Source organism: Erwinia sp. LJJL01, from assembly GCF_047300805.2.
In the GTDB taxonomy this organism is placed as follows: domain Bacteria; phylum Pseudomonadota; class Gammaproteobacteria; order Enterobacterales; family Enterobacteriaceae; genus Erwinia; species Erwinia aphidicola.
In genome coordinates this window covers 2,442,765-2,458,551 of sequence record NZ_CP178576.1, presented here as the reverse complement: position 1 = coordinate 2,458,551, position 15,787 = coordinate 2,442,765, and the positions used below count along the sequence as shown (strand labels likewise).

The following is a 15,787-nucleotide window of genomic DNA, read 5'->3' as shown; positions in this document are numbered from 1 at the left end:
CTCTTTCTGAGGAGAGGTCGCCATTATGTACCTGTTTAATGGTGCTGGCAAGCGTTGCGTCAAAAAAAATTCATGTTGCTCACAAATGCAACAGCACGCACTGCGCCTGCCAGCGGGCTGGCCAGCTGACTGGTTACTGAGAGTTCAGCTGTTGCCAGCGCTGATAAACCTTAATTGCCTCGCCACTCTTCTGCTGAACCATCGGCAGGCGGCGCTGGGCAATCGGCTTGCTGTACTCAGCATAGAAGGTGTCCAGCTCAAAGTACTTGCGGTCATCCTGGTAGAATGGCGCGTAGTCTTCGCGCGTGGTGAGATAGACCACTTTTTTCGGGCTGCAGTAGTAGAGCGAACCCAGGCACATCGGGCACGGGCTGGCGAGAATATAAATTTCGCAGTCGGTCAGGTTTTCCGTGCCCAGCTTAGTGCAGGCTTCACGAATTGCGAGGATCTCCGCATGCGCGGTCGGATCGCTGGTCTGCGCAACTTGATTGGCGCTTTCCGCAATCACTTCGCCATTGCGCACAATCACCGTGGCAAACGGGCGCCCGCCCTCTTCAACGTTTTTCAGCGCCAGGTCAACGGTGCGTTGTACAAAATCCATGATCTTCTCCTCATTAGCAGTAGTGACAGCACTGAGGTTAAGCGCGCATTGGTATAATGTAAAAGTCGCATTTATAATCAACGCTATAAGCTGAAGTTATAGGAAGCGGTATGCTGTTGCGCCATATTCACTATTTTCTGGCCGTGGCCGAGCACGGCAGTTTTACCCGTGCTGCCAGCGCGCTCTACGTCTCACAGCCCGCCCTGTCCCAGCAGATTAAACAGCTGGAGGAGACGCTCGGGGCGATACTGTTTGACCGCTCCGGCCGCACAGTACGCCTGACCGATGCCGGTGAAGTGTATGCCCGCTATGCGCAGCAGGCGCTGCGCGAGCTGTCGGCGGGCGAACGGGCTATCCACGACGTCGACAACCTCAGCCGTGGCGCGTTACGCATCGCCATCAACCCGACGTTTACCGGCTACCTGCTTGGTCCGCTGGTGGCACGCTTTCATCAGCAGTATCCGTCGATTACGCTGGCGATCCGCGAAATGCCGCAGGAGCAGATGCAGCAGGATCTGCTGGCTGACCGGCTGGACCTGGCGCTGGGGTTTGCCGACGGCGTGCAGGCCGATATCGACGCCCAGCCGCTGCTGAGCGAGACGCTGGCGCTGGTCGTTGCCCGCCATCATCCGCTGGCCATTGAGAGCCAAATCGGGCTGAGCGCGCTTAACGACCTGCATCTGGTGCTGCTGACGCCCGAATATGCCACCCGCGAACAGATTGACTATTACTGCCGCCAGCACCAGCTGCGGCCAAAGGTGCAGATGGAAGCCAGTTCGGTCAGTGCGGTGGTGGAGATCGTGCGGCGCACGCAGCTGGCCACGCTGTTACCGGCGAAGATTGCACGGGAAAACGGGGAGCTGAAGGCGGTTGCACTCTCCCCTTCTCTGCTGGAGAGAACGGCGGTGCTGCTGCAAAGAAAAGGGGGCTATCAGACGGCGGCGGCGCGGGCGTTTATCGACCTCGCCAGACTGAGCTTTGCCAGCTAAGCCGCGCGAAAAACAGGCATAAAAAAAGAGCCTTGCGGCTCTTTCTTTAATTGCTTACAGAGCGGAATCTGCAAACTGAATTTGGAGCGGGAAACGAGACTCGAACTCGCGACCCCGACCTTGGCAAGGTCGTGCTCTACCAACTGAGCTATTCCCGCTTGGGTGGTGCTGATACGGCTAAAACGTAATTTGGAGCGGGAAACGAGACTCGAACTCGCGACCCCGACCTTGGCAAGGTCGTGCTCTACCAACTGAGCTATTCCCGCTCTGCGTAACGATGTAAATTCTTCACCGGTACGGGGTGCGCATTATACGAGGATTTTATCCTGTAGCAACCCTGTCCCGCTAAAAATTTTCACTTTTATGTCTGACTGCCGATTAAAACAGCGTAATGGGGTTTTAATCGGCAATCTGGCGCGAAAACAGCCTGCTTTCAGGCAATTAAAGCTGAATAAAATGTTCGCGGTAATAGGCCAGCTCGGCCACGGATTCGCGAATATCGTCCATCGCCTGGTGGGTACCCTGCTTTTTAAAGCCTGGCAGGATCTCCGGCTTCCAGCGGCGCGCCAGCTCTTTCAGGGTGCTGACGTCGAGATAGCGATAATGGAAGTAGGCTTCCAGCTCCGGCATATATTTGAACAGAAAGCGGCGATCCTGGCCGATGCTGTTGCCGCAAATCGGCGAGCTGTTGTGCGGCACCCACTGTTTAAGAAACTCAATCGTCGCCAGCTCGGCGGCGCGGTCATCGTACTGGCTGGCCTTGACGCGTTCCACCAGGCCACTGTGGGTATGGGTATTGACGTTCCACTCATCCATCAGCGCCAGCTGCGCGTCGGACTGATGCACGGCAAACACCGGGCCTTCCGCAAGGATGTTTAAATCGGCATCGGTCACCAGCGTGGCGATCTCAATAATCCGGTCCTGCTCCGGGTCCAGCCCGGTCATCTCAAGGTCAATCCAAATCAGGTTGTTAGCATTAGCAGTCATATAGGGTCCCACGGCGTATACTCGTCATACTTCAAGTTGCAGATGCGTTAGCTGCGTCTACTCACTCCGGTCACATAGTTTACTATGCTCCCGGAGACTCGCAGCCTTGCCGCCTTCCTGCAACTCGAATTATTTAGAGTATAGGCTGCATAGTTAAGTAGCGTGTATGATAGACGTTTTGCCCTGCCAGGGCGAAATATGCCGAACAGGGTGTGAGGAACAGTGACTAAAAACAAACTATCCAAAGGTCAGCAACGTCGCGTAAGTGCCAACCACGATCGTCGCCTGAAGCAGCGTGCTGATAAACCCGAGCCAGATGACAATCTGTTCGGGGAAGCGCGTGATGGCGTGGTGATCAGCCGTTTTGGTATGCACTGCGATGTGGAAGATGCGGATGGTTCCGTTCACCGCTGCAACATCCGCCGGACTATTCGTTCGCTGGTGACCGGGGACCGCGTGCTGTGGCGCCCGGGTGCTGAAGGCGCAGCCACGGTCAAAGGCATTGTTGAAGCCGTTCACGAGCGCACCTCGGTGCTGACCCGCCCTGACTTTTATGACGGCGTCAAACCGATTGCCGCCAATATCGATCAGATCGTGGTGGTCTCGGCCATTCTGCCCGAGCTGTCGCTGAACATTATCGACCGCTATCTGGTGGCCTGCGAAACGCTCGGCGTGGAGCCGCTGATCGTGCTGAACAAAACCGACCTGCTGGATGCGGATGGCCGTAAGTTCGTCGACGAGCAGATGGATATCTATCGCCACATTGGTTACAAGGTGCTGATGGTCTCCAGCCATCGCAAAGAGGGCCTGGCAGAGCTGGAAAGCGCACTCACCGACCGTATCAGCATCTTTGCCGGGCAGTCGGGCGTGGGCAAATCCAGCCTGCTGAATGCGCTGCTGGGGCTGGAGCTGAGCAGCGCGGAGATCCTCACCAATGACGTCTCCGATAACTCGGGCCTGGGCCAGCACACCACCACCGCATCACGCCTGTACCACTTCCCGCACGGCGGCGATGTGATTGACTCGCCGGGGGTGCGTGAATTTGGTTTATGGCATCTGGAGCCGGAACAAATCACTCAGGGATTTGTCGAATTCCGTGACTATTTAGGTGGCTGCAAATTCCGCGACTGTAAGCATGACACCGACCCCGGCTGCGCCATCCGCGAAGCGGTGGAAAAAGGTGAGATCGACGAATCGCGTTTTGTTAACTACCACCTGATTCTGGAAACGATGTCTGAAGTGCAGGCGAAAACGCGCCGCAACTTTACCACGGACAAAGACTGACCGGGGCGCGCCCGCAGGCAGGCAATAGCCTAATCCTGCCGGCGCTGCTACAATCCGCCCCCTTTTATCGAGTGTCTTGCCAAGCCAGGAGGCTAACGTGTTAGATCGTATTAAACTCGGCCTGAATAATATACTGCCTAAAAAAGCCCTGACTGAACTGGCAGGCTGGGGTGCCAGCAAGCGTGCAGGATGGCTGACCAAAGCCGTTATCGATGCTTTTGTCTGGTATTACAAAGTGGATATGAAAGAGGCGCAGAAACCCGATACCGCCAGCTATCGCACGTTTAACGATTTCTTCGTGCGCCCGCTGCGTGACGATGCCCGCCCGATTGAGACTGACCCAAACCTGCTGATCCTGCCTGCCGATGGCGCCATCAGCCAGCTGGGCCGCATTCACGGTGACCAGATTTTCCAGGCGAAGGGCCACACCTATTCGCTGGAAGCGCTACTGGCCGGAAACGCCGCGATGACCGATATGTTCCGCGACGGCGAGTTCGTTACCACCTACCTGGCCCCGCGCGACTATCACCGCGTGCATATGCCGTGTAACGGCATCCTGCGCGAGATGATCTACGTCCCGGGCGATCTGTACTCGGTGAATCCGCTGACCGCGCAGAACATTCCCAACCTGTTTGCCCGTAATGAGCGCGTCATCTGCCGCTTCGATACTGAAGTTGGCCCGATGGTGCAGATTCTGGTGGGCGCCACCATTGTCGGCAGCATTGAAACCGTCTGGTCCGGCACCGTGACCCCGCCGCGTGAAGGCGTGATCAAGCGCTGGAGCTGGCCGGGTGCCGATGAAGAAGGCGCCGTGGTGCTGCTGAAAGGCCAGGAGATGGGCCGCTTCAAGCTGGGTTCCACGGTGATCAACCTGTTCGCGGCAGGTAAAGTGAAACTGGCAGAGAGCCTGGCGGCAGAGAGCAAAACCCGCCTTGGCGAAACGCTGGCCATTGCACTCCAGAAAGAGAGTGCGGAAGACGTCCTCCATCACCCATAGCAGAGCGCCATGTCACGCCTGATCCTCACGCTTTTGTTAGGCTGGAGCTTGCTCCAGCCGGTTTATGCCGCCAGCGCACCGGATGCCGCGCAGATCAAACAGGAACTTGATGAGGCAAAGTCAGACAAAACGACCGCGAATCAGGCGGAACTTGTCGCTGCCCTGCAGGGCACGATTAACTGGCTGGATGAGCGCGAGGAGTCCCTTCAGCGCTCAAACGATTACCAGCAGGTTATCGATGACTTCCCTAAGCTCTCGCGCGAACTGCGCCAGCAAATCGTCAATCTGACCGACAGCAGCAGAACGCTGCGCAGCAATATGAGCGCGGCCGATCTCGATCAGGAGATCCTACAGGTCAGCAGCCAGCTGCTGGAAGAGAGCCGCCAGGCACAGCAGGAGCAGGACCGCGCGCGCGAAATCAGTGACTCACTTTCCCAGCTGCCGCAGCAGCAGACCGAAGCGCGCCGCGCGCTCAATGAAATCGAACGCCGCCTGCAGGGGCAGCCTGCTGCCACCACCCCGCTCGGCCAGGCTCAGCTGGCACAGCGCCAGGCGGAATCCGCCGCGCAGAAGGCCCGCGTTGACGAGCTGGAGCTGGCGCAGCTGTCGGCCAACAATCGCCAGGAGCTGGCGCGCATGCGCGCGGAAGTCCACCAGCGCAAGTCCGCCGAGCTGGATGCCTACCTGCAGGACCTGCGCAATCAGCTCAACGGCCTGCGTCAGCGTGAAGCGGAAATGGCGCTGGCCCGCACCGAGCAGCTGGCGGAAAACAGCGGCGACATGCCCAGAGGTATCACCGATCAGTTCCGCGTCAACCGCGAGCTCTCCGCCGCGCTGAACCAGCAGGCGCAGCGCATGGATCTGGTGGCCTCGCAGCAGCGCACCGCCGCTAACCAGACGATTCAGGTGCGCCAGGCGCTGAGCACCATCCGCGAGCAGTCACAGTGGCTCGGCGTCTCGAACGTGCTGGGGGAAGCGCTACGCGCCCAGGTATCACGCCTGCCGGATATGCCCAAACCACAGCAGCTCGACAGTGAAATGGCCCAGCTGCGCGTGCAGCGCCTGCACTATGAAGACCTGCTGGAGCGCCAGCAGTCGCTGCGCCAGCTGCGTCAGGACGATAACAGTAACCTGACCAACGAGCAGAAACGCATCCTCGATGCGCAGCTGAAAACCCAGCGCGAGCTGCTGACCTCCCTGCTCTCCGGCTGCGATAACCTGATTCTGGAAGTCACCAAGCTGAAAGTGGGCAACAGCCAGCTGGTGGATGCGCTGAATGAAGTCAAAGAAGCCACCCACCGCTATCTGTTCTGGACCGCCGACGTCAGCGCGCTGAGCTTCAGCTATCCGCTCGATTTGGCACGCGATCTGCAGCGCCTGCTGTCGCTGGATACCCTTGGCCAGCTCGGCGGGGCGATGGTGATGATGGTCACCAGCCGTGAAACCGTGCTGCCGATCATCGGCGCTATCCTGCTGGTCGGCTTTAGCATCAGCTCGCGCCGCCACTTCCGCCGCTTCCTTGAACGCGCCTCCAGCAAAGTCGGCAAAGTCACGCAGGACCATTTCAGCCTGACGATGCGCACCGTATTCTGGTCAATACTGGTGGCATTGCCGCTGCCGGTGCTGTGGGCGGCGCTCGGCTACGGTTTACAGCACGCCTGGCCCTATCCGATTGCCGTGGCGATTGGCGATGGCGTCACCGCCAGCGTGCCGCTGCTGTGGGCGTTTATGATCAGCAACAGCTTCGCCCGCTCACAGGGGCTGTTTATCGTTCATTTCCGCTGGCCGCAGGCGCGCGTGGCCCGTGCGATGCGCTTTTACACGCTGTGCATCGGGCTGGTGGTGCCGCTGATCATGCTGCTGATCGCCTTCGATAACCTCGAAGACCGCGAATTCTCGGCCACCCTTGGACGCCTGTGCTTTATCCTGATCTGTGGCGCACTGAGCATGGTGACCGTCAGCCTGAAACGAGCCGGTATTCCGCTGCACCTGGATAAAGAGGGTAACGGCGAGAACTTTATTAATAACGTGCTGTGGAACGCGATGATCGCCATTCCGCTGCTGGCGGCGCTGGCTTCCTGCATCGGCTATCTGGCAACCGCCCAGGCGCTGCTGGCGAGGCTGGAAACCTCGGTGGCGATCTGGTTCCTGCTGCTGGTGATTTACCACATTATCCGCCGCTGGATGCTGATCCAGCGCCGCCGCATCGCCTTTGATCGCGCCCGTCAGCGCCGTGCCGAAATTCTGGCACAGCGTGCACGCAGTGAAGAGGAGCTGACCGCGCAGCAAACCGCCGCCGATAATATCGATGTGGAAGAGCCGGTGATCGACCTTGATGCCATCAGCGCACAGTCTCTGCGGCTGGTGCGCTCGATCCTGACGCTGATCGCGCTGGTGTCGGTGATCGTGCTGTGGTCGGAGATCCACTCTGCCTTCGGCTTCCTCGAAAACATCCGCCTGTGGGATGTCAGCACCACCGTGCAGGGGGTGGAGAACCTGCAGCCGATCACCCTCGGATCGGTGCTGATCGCCGTGCTGGTGTTGATTATCACCACCCAGCTGGTGCGCAATATGCCGGCCCTGCTGGAGCTGGCGCTGTTGCAGCACCTCAGCCTGACGCCGGGTACCGGCTATGCCGTCACCACCATCACCAAGTATCTGCTGATCCTGATTGGCGGGCTGAGCGGCTTCTCCATGCTCGGCGTCGACTGGTCGAAGCTGCAGTGGCTGGTGGCGGCCTTAGGGGTCGGGTTAGGGTTTGGTTTGCAGGAGATTTTCGCCAACTTTATCTCCGGCCTGATCATCCTGTTTGAGAAACCGATCCGCATCGGCGATACCGTCACTATCCGCGACCTCACCGGCAGCATCACGCGCATCAATACGCGCGCGACCACGATTACCGACTGGGATCGCAAAGAGATTATCGTGCCGAACAAGGCCTTCATCACCGAGCAGTTTATCAACTGGTCGCTGACCGATCCGGTGACGCGCGTGGTGCTGACCATACCCGCTGCGGCAGAAGCCAACAGTGAAGAGGTCACCAACGTGCTGCTGACCGCGGCACAGCGCTGCAGTTATGTGCTCGATACGCCGCAGCCGGAAGCGTTCCTGGTGGATTTACAGCAGGGTATTCAGCTGTTTGAGCTGCGTATTCACGCCGCTGAAATGGGGCACCGCATGCCGCTGCGCCATGAGCTGCATCAGCTGATCCTGCGCGGTTATCATGAGCACGGGCTGGAGATGCCGTTCCCACCGTTCCAGGTACGCATGGAGACTATCGGTCGTAAAACGCCGGCCAGCAACGGCGCACCGGCGGCGAGAAATTATAAGTCAGGCGGATTGTAATTTAAGCATGTCGCGGCTGCGGGTTTGCTGTCGGAGCTGCCCCTGATGACCACAGCGTCAGGGTGCACACACCTCGCGCAGACAGCGGATCAGCGCATCGGCTGCCGGAGAGTGCAGGCAGCCGGCGCGCACCGTCAGCCCGATGGCGCGCTCGGTATCCGGCAGCGGTACCGGCAGCACCACCAGCGCGCCGGAGGCCAGCTCAACTTCCAGCTGATGCGCGGAGACCGCCGCCAGCATATCTGACTGCATCAGCAGCCCGCGCACCAGCGCCAGATCGCCGGTTTCCACCACCGGATTAGGCGCCGGGATGCCCATTGCCTGAAAGCTGTTGTCCAGCAGATGGCGGGCAGGCGTTGCCGAACGCGGCAGCACCCAGCGCGCCGCCCGTAGATCGGCGCTGGAGATGGCGCCCCCCACCAGCGGATGATCGTGGCGCGCCAGCAGCACCATGCGCTCGGAAAACAGCGTTTCACGCGTCACGTCGAGCGCCTCTTCATCACGCCGCAATGCCCCAAAGATAAAATCGATATCGCCGGAGCGCATCTCAGAGGCCAGCACGCCAAATGCGCTTTCGCTGGTCACCACCCGCACGCCAGGATAGCGCGCCGTCAGCATCACAATCGCCTGCGGCAGAATGCGCGTGCGCCCCAGCGGCAGAGCGCCGACCCGCACCGTCCCCTCCAGCACCCCGCTGCGGGCGGCGATATCGGCCGGAATATGGCGCAGTTCATTCAGCGCTCGCCGCACGTTAGGCTCTATTTCACGCCCGGCCAGCGACGGCATCATGCCGTGTGGGGTGCGCTCCAGCAGTGCGACGCCCGCGCCGTTTTCCAGCACGCGCAGCGCTGCACTCACCGCTGGCTGGCTCAGCCCGAGCCGGGCCGCCACTGTCTGCATATGCCGCGTCTGGCACAGGGTGATAAAAATTTGCAGGCGACGCACGTTGAATAACCACAGCGGCTCCGCGTCGCTGCGCAACCCCGCGCGCCCGTGCAGTTTTGCCAGACGCTGCGGCACCTGATGCAATTCATCAATTGCCCGTAGCGCGCGCGGCAGCACGCATTTGCCGAGGTCGGTCAGCATCATTCCCCCGGCGTGACGCTCAAATAACGTCACGCCTAAAGTGAGTTCGAGATCGCGAATTGCACGGGTGATTGCCGACTGGGTGCGAAATAATTCATCCGCAGCACGGGAGACACTCCCCTGGGCGACCACCTGACTGAATGCTCTGATTTGCATCAGGTTTGTCAGTTCCTGCGTTGCATTTTCCACTCTGATCCCCTGCCTGTTTTCGCCACCGTCCGATGTCGCAATATAAATAAAACGCATACCCGCTGCAATCAAATGAATTATCGCCACCGCGCCGGCGGTGACAGCATGGAAAAAAACAGCGGAGGAAGTGCCATGACTGAGAACACCCCCCAAAAAACCGCGCTGGTGGTTAGCGCCCACTCGGCAGATTTCGTCTGGCGCGCGGGTGGGGCCATCGCTCTGCACCATGCCCGGGGCTATGACGTCCACGTGGTCTGCCTCTCATTTGGCGAGCGTGGCGAATCGGCCAAGCTGTGGCGCAAGGGTGAGATGAGCGAGGCCAAAGTGAAGGCGGCCCGCCGCAGCGAAGCGCAGGCCGCAGCGGAGATCCTCGGCGCCAGCATCGAATTTTTCGATCTCGGCGACTACCCGCTGCGCCCCGATAAAGAGACGCTGTTCCGTCTGGCGGACGTCTATCGCCGCGTGCAGCCGCACTTTGTGCTGACGCACTCGCTGCAGGACCCGTACAACTATGACCATCCGATGGCCACGCATCTGGCGCAGGAAGCGCGCATCATCGCCCAGGCCGAAGGTTACCGCCCGGGCGAGAAGATCATCGGGGCGCCGCCGGTCTACTGCTTTGAACCGCATCAGCCTGAGCAGTGCAGCTGGAAGCCGGACGTGCTGCTGGATATCACCACGGTGTGGGACAAAAAATATCAGGCGATCCAGTGCATGGCCGGGCAGGAGCATCTGTGGGAATACTACACGCGGGTGGCGCAGCAGCGCGGCGTGCAGGCCAAACGTAACGTCGGGATTACCAGCAGCCGCGACATCGTTTACGGCGAAGGCTACCAGAGTATCTTCCCACGCGTGACGGAGGATCTGGCATGAGCATCATCGGTAAAAAGGGCGTCGTCGTGCGCCAGATCCCACGCGCAGCCAGCCGCGACATTGACGCGCTGGCCCGCTCCGGCGTCGCCACCGTCCATGAGGCCCAGGGGCGAAAAGGGTTGCTGGACCCGGCCATCCGTCCCATCCAGCAGGACTGCGGCATCGCCGGGAGTGCAGTCACCGTGCTGGTGGCACCGGGTGACAACTGGATGTTCCACGTGGCGGTAGAACTCTGCCAGCCGGGGGACGTGCTGGTGGTGGCGCCCACCTCTCCCTGCAGCGACGGCTACTTCGGCGATCTGCTGGCGACCTCATTGCAGTCACGCGGCGTGCGCGGGCTGGTGGCAGACCTTGGCGTGCGTGATACCCGCACGCTGCGCGCCATGGGCTTTTCCGTCTGGTCGCGGGCCGTGTATGCGCAGGGCACCGTGAAAGAGACGCTCGGCTCGGTCAATGTGCCGCTGGTGTGCGCCGGGCAGCCGATCTGGCCCGGAGATGTGATCGTCGCCGATGACGACGGCGTGGTGGTGGTAGCGCGCCGCGAAGCCGCCAGCGTGGCGGAAAAAGCGCAGCAGCGCGAAGCGCTGGAAGAGAGCAAGCGTGAGCGCATGGCGGCAGGCGAGCTGGGGCTGGATATCTATCAGATGCGCCCGCGCCTGGCGGAAAAAGGGCTGCGCTATGTCGACACGCTTGAGCAACTGGAGGAGTAACCCATGCGCCAGCGCCGCATCCCCTGTTTACTGATGCGCGGCGGCACCTCAAAAGCCGCCTGCTTCCTGGCAGACGATCTGCCGTCGGACCCCTCCGTGCGCGACCGGGTGCTGCTGGCGGTGATGGGCTCGCCCGATATCCGCCAGATAGACGGTCTGGGCGGCGCCGATCCGCTCACCAGCAAAGTGGCGATCGTCAGCGCTTCCCGCCGTGACGATGCTGATGTCGACTATCTGTTTGCCCAGGTCAACGTCGATCGGCCTTACGTTGATTACGGGCAGAACTGCGGCAATATTCTCGCCGCCGTGGGGCCATTCGCCGTTGAGCGTGGGCTGGTGACGGCGGGCAGTGAGCGTACCCGCGTGCGCATCTTCATGCAGAACACCGGGCAAATTGCCGAGGCGGAATTCGCCACCCCAGGCGGCGAGGTCGACTATGACGGCGATCTGCGCATCGATGGCGTGCCGGGCACCGCGGGCGAGATCGCCCTTACTTTCGAAGAGATTGCCGGGTCGAGCTGCGGGGCGCTGTTGCCTACCGGCCAGCCGCGCGATCGCTTTGACGGCGTCGACGTCACCTGCATCGATAACGGCATGCCGGTGGTGCTGCTGCGCGCCGCCGATGTGGGCCGCAGCGGCTATGAGAGCCGTGAGCAGTTGGATAACGACAGCGAGCTGAAGCAGCGGCTGGAGTCGATTCGCCTGCAGGCCGGGCCGCGCATGAATCTGGGCGACGTCAGCCAGCGTACGGTGCCGAAAGTCACCCTGCTGGCCGAGGCGCGCCACGGCGGTGCTGTCAGCTCGCGCACCTTTATCCCGCACCGCTGTCATGCGTCGATTGGCGTGCTCGGCGCGGTCAGCGTCGCCAGCGCCTGCCTGATCCCGGGCAGCGTTGCTGACGGGCTGGCGCGCATCAGCAACGCCCCCCAGCAGCGCCTGAGCGTGGAGCATCCCAGCGGTGAGTTCAGCGTGCTGCTGCAGCGCGCTGGCGATAATCCGCTGGCGGGCTGCGGGCTACTGCGCACCGCGCGCGCCATTTTTGCCGGGGAAGTCCTCATCCCTGCGGCTGTCTGGCCGCTGAGCAAGGAGTAGCGTTATGAACATCACCTTTATCGGTTTTGGCGAAGCGGGCGGCATCCTGGCCCGTGACTTACAGGCGCAGGGCCATGGGCTGACGGTATGGGACCGCAAAGCGCTGGATGCGCAGAGCCTGCCCGCGCTGCGGGAAAAAGCGCTGCAGAGCGGCGTGCGGCTGGCGCCCTCGCTGGCTGAGGCGTTGCAGAGCGCCACGCTGGTTTTCTCCACGGTCACGGCATCCCAGGCGCTGGGCGTGGCGCAGCAGGCCGCGCCGCTGCTCAATGCCGGGCAGCACTTCCTCGATCTGAATTCGGTGGCCCCGCATACCAAACGTGCGGCGGCCGACGCGGTGGGTGCGCACGGGGCCAGCTATATCGACGTCGCCGTGATGGCCCCGGTGCCACCAAAACGCCTCGCCACCCCGCTGCTGATCGGCGGGATTCAGGCTGAGGCAGTTAATGCCCTGCTGCTGCAGCTCGGTCTTAACAGCCGCCTGCTGGGCAGCGAAGTGGGGGAAGCTTCGGCCATTAAGATGTGCCGCAGCATCATGATCAAAGGGCTGGAAGCCCTGACCACTGAGTGTCTGAGCGCGGCGCGGCAGTACGGCGTCGAGCAGGCGGTGCTCGACTCACTGCACGCCAGCTTCCCTTCGCTCGGCTGGGATGAACAGCTGCCGCACTACCTGATTAGCCGCGTGGCGGAGCACGGCCAGCGCCGCGCCGAAGAGATGCAGGAAGTGGTGAAAACCCTGCGCGACGTCGGGGTTCCGCCCGCCATGAGCGCGGCCATCGTCGCAACCCAGCAGGGGCTGGTGGACGCACTGCAGGCGCGATCGCTGGAGTATCAGCAGCTCACCCCGTTTGTCTGGCAGGAGACGCTGGATAAGATCTATCCAGCACAATGAGTTATGTCGATAGAGGCATGCGTTTTGTTTATCGCGCGTTGCCTGGCTATTGGCAACGGCTTAGCGTAACGGCGACGAGATGGTCGTCTGAAAAAAATAAATACCGGGGCCAGTGCGCTCACCGGTGAATGGATATCAGGAAGCAATGTATGAAACTCAGAGCATCTGTAACCCTCTCCCTACTCCTGGCGGCTGGCATCGGCCAGGCCGCAGCGGCGCAGCTGGACGCGGCTCACGCTGACCGGGTGATCGCCAGCGTGAAAAACAGTATCAGCGCGCAGCACAGCACCGGCTGCGTCGCCGTGGTGGATGCCAGCGGCACGCTGCTTGCCTTCCAGCGCCTGGATGGCGCCTCGCCGGGCTGTGTCGATGCGGCAATCGGTAAAGCGCGCACCTCCGCGCTGTATCACGCCCCCTCGCTGAAATTTATGCAGCGCTTGCAGAGTGGCGAAACCACCGTGCTGGCTATCCCGCATGCCATCGCACTCGGCGGCGGTTATCCGCTGGCTCTGCAGGATGAAGTGGTCGGCGCCGTCGGCGTCAGCACGCCGAAACAGGAGCTGGACAATCAGGCTTCAGAGGCTGCCGCTCAGGCACTGAAATAACGCCAGGGGAATTCTGATGATAACTCTCTCACGCCGTCGGTTACTGACCGGCACGGCGGGCCTGCTGGTGGCTGGCGTCCTGGCTCAGGTGCTGCCCGCCAGCCTGGCCTTTGCCAGCCCTCCGCTGGCCGCTGCGGTGGCACCGTCCGCCAGTTTTCGCGCCATCTCCGTCAGGCTGACCGCTTTTGACCAGCCGGATGCCCTGCTGTCCCAGCGCCTGTACAGCTGGCTGCATGACCACTTTCCCCAGTTGGACAGCCAGCTGGATACGCTCAACGCGCTGCTGCAACAGCAGCCTGACGCCAACGGCAGCGCCCTGTTAACGCTGCTGGCGGCGCAGCCTAAAGCGCTGAACGACCTCTATCAGGCGCTGGTTTCCGGCTGGTATCTCGGCGTGGTCGGACCGCTGCCGCGCCCGCAGTGTATTGCCTTTGAAAATATTGCCAGCTATCGGCTGGTTCGCGATTCCCTGTTACCGCCGAGCTATGCGCCGGGGCAACCTGATTTCTGGACGCAGCCGCCAGCAAGGAGAGCACATGTCTGATTCATTAAGCGCCGATGTGGTGGTGATTGGTGCCGGGATTGCCGGTTCGCTGGCGGCACTGAAGATGGCCAAAGCGGGCGCTTCGGTGCTGATGCTGGAGTCCGGGCCGGAGATTAAACGCGACGAAGCGGTGGAGTATTTTCGCAACTCGCCGTTTAAAGGCGACTTTACCGAACCCTTCCCGCCGCAGCCGTGGGCACCGCAGCCGAAGTTTATTCCTGCCGATAATAACTACCTGATCCAGAAAGGGCCGGACCCCTATCGCGCCCAGTACCTGCGCGGCATCGGCGGTACCACCTGGCACTGGGCAGGCCAGGCATTTCGCCTGCTGCCGAACGATATGCGCATCCACTCTCTGTACGGCATCGGGCGCGACTGGCCCATCAGCTACGCCGAACTGGAGCCGTACTACTGCGACGCCGAATACCAGATGGGCGTCTCCGGCGACAGCGATCTGGCGTCGCCGCGTTCGCGCCCCTATCCGCTGCCCGGCATTCCGCTGCCGTACGGCTTCGAACGCCTCAGGCAGCGCCTCGGCCCGCTGGGCTATGAGGTGGGTATTGGCCCGCAGGCGCGCAACAGCATCGCTTACGATGGCCGCCCGGCCTGCTGCGGCAACAATAACTGTATGCCGGTCTGCCCGATCGATGCGCAGTATCACGGCGGTATTTCGGCGCGTAAGGCGCTGGATGCCGGGGTGAAAATCGTTGCCAATGCGGTGGTGTTCCGCATTGAAGCTGATGACAAAGGGACCATCCAGGCGGTGCACTACCTCGATCGGAACAAAGTGCGCCATCGCGTCACCGGTAAACAGTTTGTCCTGACAGCCAACGGTATTGAAAGCCCGAAAATTCTGCTGCTCTCCACCAGCGAACGTTACCCGGACGGCATCGCCAACAGCTCCGGCATGGTCGGGCGCAATCTGATGGATCACCCGGGATCGTCGGTGGAGTTCTACGCCGATGAGCCGGTGTGGTTTGGCCGCGGGCCAATGCGTCCGGGCAGTATCAATAATCTGCGCGACGGGGATTTCCGCAGCGAGCGCTCGGCGCTGCGCATCGACCTCGCCAATACCTCGCCGGTGCGCTACCTCACCGAACGGCTGGTGCGCCAGGGCTACTACGGCAAAGCGCTCAACGACAAGCTGGCCTTCCAGTCCGAACGCTTTGTCCAGCTGAAGTGCCTGCTGGAGATGCTGCCGGAACCGCAGAACCGCGTCACGCTCAGCAAAACCGAAAAGGATGCCTGGGGCATTCCGCGGCTGGAGGTCTACTACAGCTTCCCGGAATATGTGCATCGCGGCTATGACCAGTCGATGATCGACTTCCAGCGCATGGTGAAGGAGATGGGCGGCAGCGAGGCGATCTACAGCAAGCGCGGCGTTTACGACAATAACCAGCACATTACCGGCACCATGATCATGGGCAGTAATCCGCAGGATTCCGTGGTGGACGGCCACTGCCGCACCCACGATCACCCGAACCTGTTTATTGCCGGAACCGGGATCATGCCGTCAGCCTCGACGGTGAACTCAACGCTGACCGGAACCGCGCTGGCACTGCGTATGGCCGACAGCGTTCTTTCCAGCCTGTAAGG

General features: G+C 61.3%; 14 protein-coding genes and 2 tRNA genes. 11 read left to right on the top strand and 5 right to left on the bottom strand.

What is annotated here, in order from left to right:
* Nucleotides 1-133 precede the first annotated feature (133 nt).
* The gene (locus ACLI4M_RS12135; RefSeq protein ID WP_048917409.1) at nucleotides 134-601 is read right to left on the bottom strand and encodes a nucleoside deaminase; all 468 of its coding nucleotides are present in this window, start codon (nucleotides 599-601) and stop codon (nucleotides 134-136) included.
* A gap of 110 nt (nucleotides 602-711) precedes the next feature.
* Here ACLI4M_RS12135 and cynR point away from each other — a divergent pair, with 110 nt between their 5' ends.
* Nucleotides 712-1,590 (top strand): transcriptional regulator CynR, encoded by an 879-nt coding sequence (gene cynR, locus ACLI4M_RS12130; protein ID WP_133624873.1) that lies wholly within the window; start codon nucleotides 712-714, stop codon nucleotides 1,588-1,590.
* 82 nt (nucleotides 1,591-1,672) lie between these two features.
* On the opposite strand, the gene ACLI4M_RS12125 is transcribed toward cynR, so the two are convergent.
* The 3 genes from ACLI4M_RS12125 to orn all read right to left on the bottom strand — a co-directional run bounded on the left by ACLI4M_RS12125 (nucleotide 1,673) and on the right by orn (nucleotide 2,577).
* Nucleotides 1,673-1,748 (bottom strand) — tRNA-Gly (locus ACLI4M_RS12125).
* Nucleotides 1,749-1,780: 32 nt separating this feature from the next.
* Nucleotides 1,781-1,856: transfer RNA gene (locus ACLI4M_RS12120), tRNA-Gly, on the bottom strand.
* A 175-nt stretch (nucleotides 1,857-2,031) separates the two neighbouring features.
* Nucleotides 2,032-2,577 carry an oligoribonuclease gene (gene orn / locus ACLI4M_RS12115; protein ID WP_048917432.1) on the bottom strand — a complete coding sequence of 182 codons (546 nt, stop codon included), beginning with the start codon at nucleotides 2,575-2,577 and terminating at the stop codon, nucleotides 2,032-2,034.
* A gap of 222 nt (nucleotides 2,578-2,799) precedes the next feature.
* Here orn and rsgA point away from each other — a divergent pair, with 222 nt between their 5' ends.
* The 3 genes from rsgA to mscM all read left to right on the top strand — a co-directional run bounded on the left by rsgA (nucleotide 2,800) and on the right by mscM (nucleotide 8,203).
* Nucleotides 2,800-3,861, top strand: a complete 1,062-nt coding sequence (gene rsgA / locus ACLI4M_RS12110; protein ID WP_133624874.1) for a small ribosomal subunit biogenesis GTPase RsgA — start codon at nucleotides 2,800-2,802, stop codon at nucleotides 3,859-3,861.
* Nucleotides 3,862-3,958: 97 nt separating this feature from the next.
* Nucleotides 3,959-4,858 carry an archaetidylserine decarboxylase gene (asd, locus tag ACLI4M_RS12105; RefSeq protein WP_133624875.1) on the top strand — a complete coding sequence of 300 codons (900 nt, stop codon included), beginning with the start codon at nucleotides 3,959-3,961 and terminating at the stop codon, nucleotides 4,856-4,858.
* 9 nt (nucleotides 4,859-4,867) lie between these two features.
* Nucleotides 4,868-8,203 (top strand): miniconductance mechanosensitive channel MscM, encoded by a 3,336-nt coding sequence (gene mscM, locus ACLI4M_RS12100; RefSeq protein ID WP_133624876.1) that lies wholly within the window; start codon nucleotides 4,868-4,870, stop codon nucleotides 8,201-8,203.
* 57 nt (nucleotides 8,204-8,260) lie between these two features.
* Here mscM and ACLI4M_RS12095 read toward each other — a convergent pair whose 3' ends face one another.
* Nucleotides 8,261-9,445 (bottom strand): LysR family transcriptional regulator, encoded by a 1,185-nt coding sequence (locus ACLI4M_RS12095; RefSeq protein WP_133624877.1) that lies wholly within the window; start codon nucleotides 9,443-9,445, stop codon nucleotides 8,261-8,263.
* Nucleotides 9,446-9,610: 165 nt separating this feature from the next.
* Between ACLI4M_RS12095 and galB the strand changes: the two genes are divergently transcribed.
* The 7 genes from galB to ACLI4M_RS12060 all read left to right on the top strand — a co-directional run bounded on the left by galB (nucleotide 9,611) and on the right by ACLI4M_RS12060 (nucleotide 15,785).
* Nucleotides 9,611-10,351: a 4-oxalmesaconate hydratase gene (gene galB, locus ACLI4M_RS12090; RefSeq protein ID WP_133624878.1), complete on the top strand. Its 741-nt coding sequence runs from the start codon at nucleotides 9,611-9,613 to the stop codon at nucleotides 10,349-10,351.
* Nucleotides 10,348-11,061, top strand: a complete 714-nt coding sequence (locus ACLI4M_RS12085) for a 4-carboxy-4-hydroxy-2-oxoadipate aldolase/oxaloacetate decarboxylase (protein ID WP_133624879.1) — start codon at nucleotides 10,348-10,350, stop codon at nucleotides 11,059-11,061. The genes galB and ACLI4M_RS12085 overlap by 4 nt, the downstream gene beginning before the upstream one ends.
* Before the next feature lie 3 nt (nucleotides 11,062-11,064).
* A complete protein-coding gene (locus tag ACLI4M_RS12080) occupies nucleotides 11,065-12,153 on the top strand; it encodes a 4-oxalomesaconate tautomerase (protein WP_133624880.1) in 1,089 nt (362 codons plus the stop codon).
* A 4-nt stretch (nucleotides 12,154-12,157) separates the two neighbouring features.
* A complete protein-coding gene (locus ACLI4M_RS12075) occupies nucleotides 12,158-13,042 on the top strand; it encodes an NAD(P)-dependent oxidoreductase (protein WP_133624881.1) in 885 nt (294 codons plus the stop codon).
* Between the two features lie 149 nt (nucleotides 13,043-13,191).
* Complete coding sequence (locus ACLI4M_RS12070) at nucleotides 13,192-13,647, top strand: GlcG/HbpS family heme-binding protein (protein WP_133624882.1); 456 nt, start codon at nucleotides 13,192-13,194, stop codon at nucleotides 13,645-13,647.
* Nucleotides 13,648-13,663: 16 nt separating this feature from the next.
* Nucleotides 13,664-14,191, top strand: a complete 528-nt coding sequence (locus ACLI4M_RS12065) for a sugar dehydrogenase complex small subunit (protein WP_133624883.1) — start codon at nucleotides 13,664-13,666, stop codon at nucleotides 14,189-14,191.
* Nucleotides 14,184-15,785 carry a GMC family oxidoreductase gene (locus ACLI4M_RS12060; protein WP_133624884.1) on the top strand — a complete coding sequence of 534 codons (1,602 nt, stop codon included), beginning with the start codon at nucleotides 14,184-14,186 and terminating at the stop codon, nucleotides 15,783-15,785. The genes ACLI4M_RS12065 and ACLI4M_RS12060 overlap by 8 nt, the downstream gene beginning before the upstream one ends.
* Nucleotides 15,786-15,787: the final 2 nt, after the last annotated feature.

Coding starts and splice junctions, on each gene's coding strand:
- ACLI4M_RS12135 (WP_048917409.1), bottom strand. CDS start 601: ATGGATTTTGTACAACGCACCGTTGACCTGGCGCTGAAAAACGTTGAA.
- cynR (WP_133624873.1), top strand. CDS start 712: ATGCTGTTGCGCCATATTCACTATTTTCTGGCCGTGGCCGAGCACGGC.
- orn (WP_048917432.1), bottom strand. CDS start 2,577: ATGACTGCTAATGCTAACAACCTGATTTGGATTGACCTTGAGATGACC.
- mscM (WP_133624876.1), top strand. CDS start 4,868: ATGTCACGCCTGATCCTCACGCTTTTGTTAGGCTGGAGCTTGCTCCAG.
- ACLI4M_RS12095 (WP_133624877.1), bottom strand. CDS start 9,445: ATGCAAATCAGAGCATTCAGTCAGGTGGTCGCCCAGGGGAGTGTCTCC.
- galB (WP_133624878.1), top strand. CDS start 9,611: ATGACTGAGAACACCCCCCAAAAAACCGCGCTGGTGGTTAGCGCCCAC.
- ACLI4M_RS12085 (WP_133624879.1), top strand. CDS start 10,348: ATGAGCATCATCGGTAAAAAGGGCGTCGTCGTGCGCCAGATCCCACGC.
- ACLI4M_RS12080 (WP_133624880.1), top strand. CDS start 11,065: ATGCGCCAGCGCCGCATCCCCTGTTTACTGATGCGCGGCGGCACCTCA.
- ACLI4M_RS12075 (WP_133624881.1), top strand. CDS start 12,158: ATGAACATCACCTTTATCGGTTTTGGCGAAGCGGGCGGCATCCTGGCC.
- ACLI4M_RS12070 (WP_133624882.1), top strand. CDS start 13,192: ATGAAACTCAGAGCATCTGTAACCCTCTCCCTACTCCTGGCGGCTGGC.
- ACLI4M_RS12065 (WP_133624883.1), top strand. CDS start 13,664: ATGATAACTCTCTCACGCCGTCGGTTACTGACCGGCACGGCGGGCCTG.
- ACLI4M_RS12060 (WP_133624884.1), top strand. CDS start 14,184: ATGTCTGATTCATTAAGCGCCGATGTGGTGGTGATTGGTGCCGGGATT.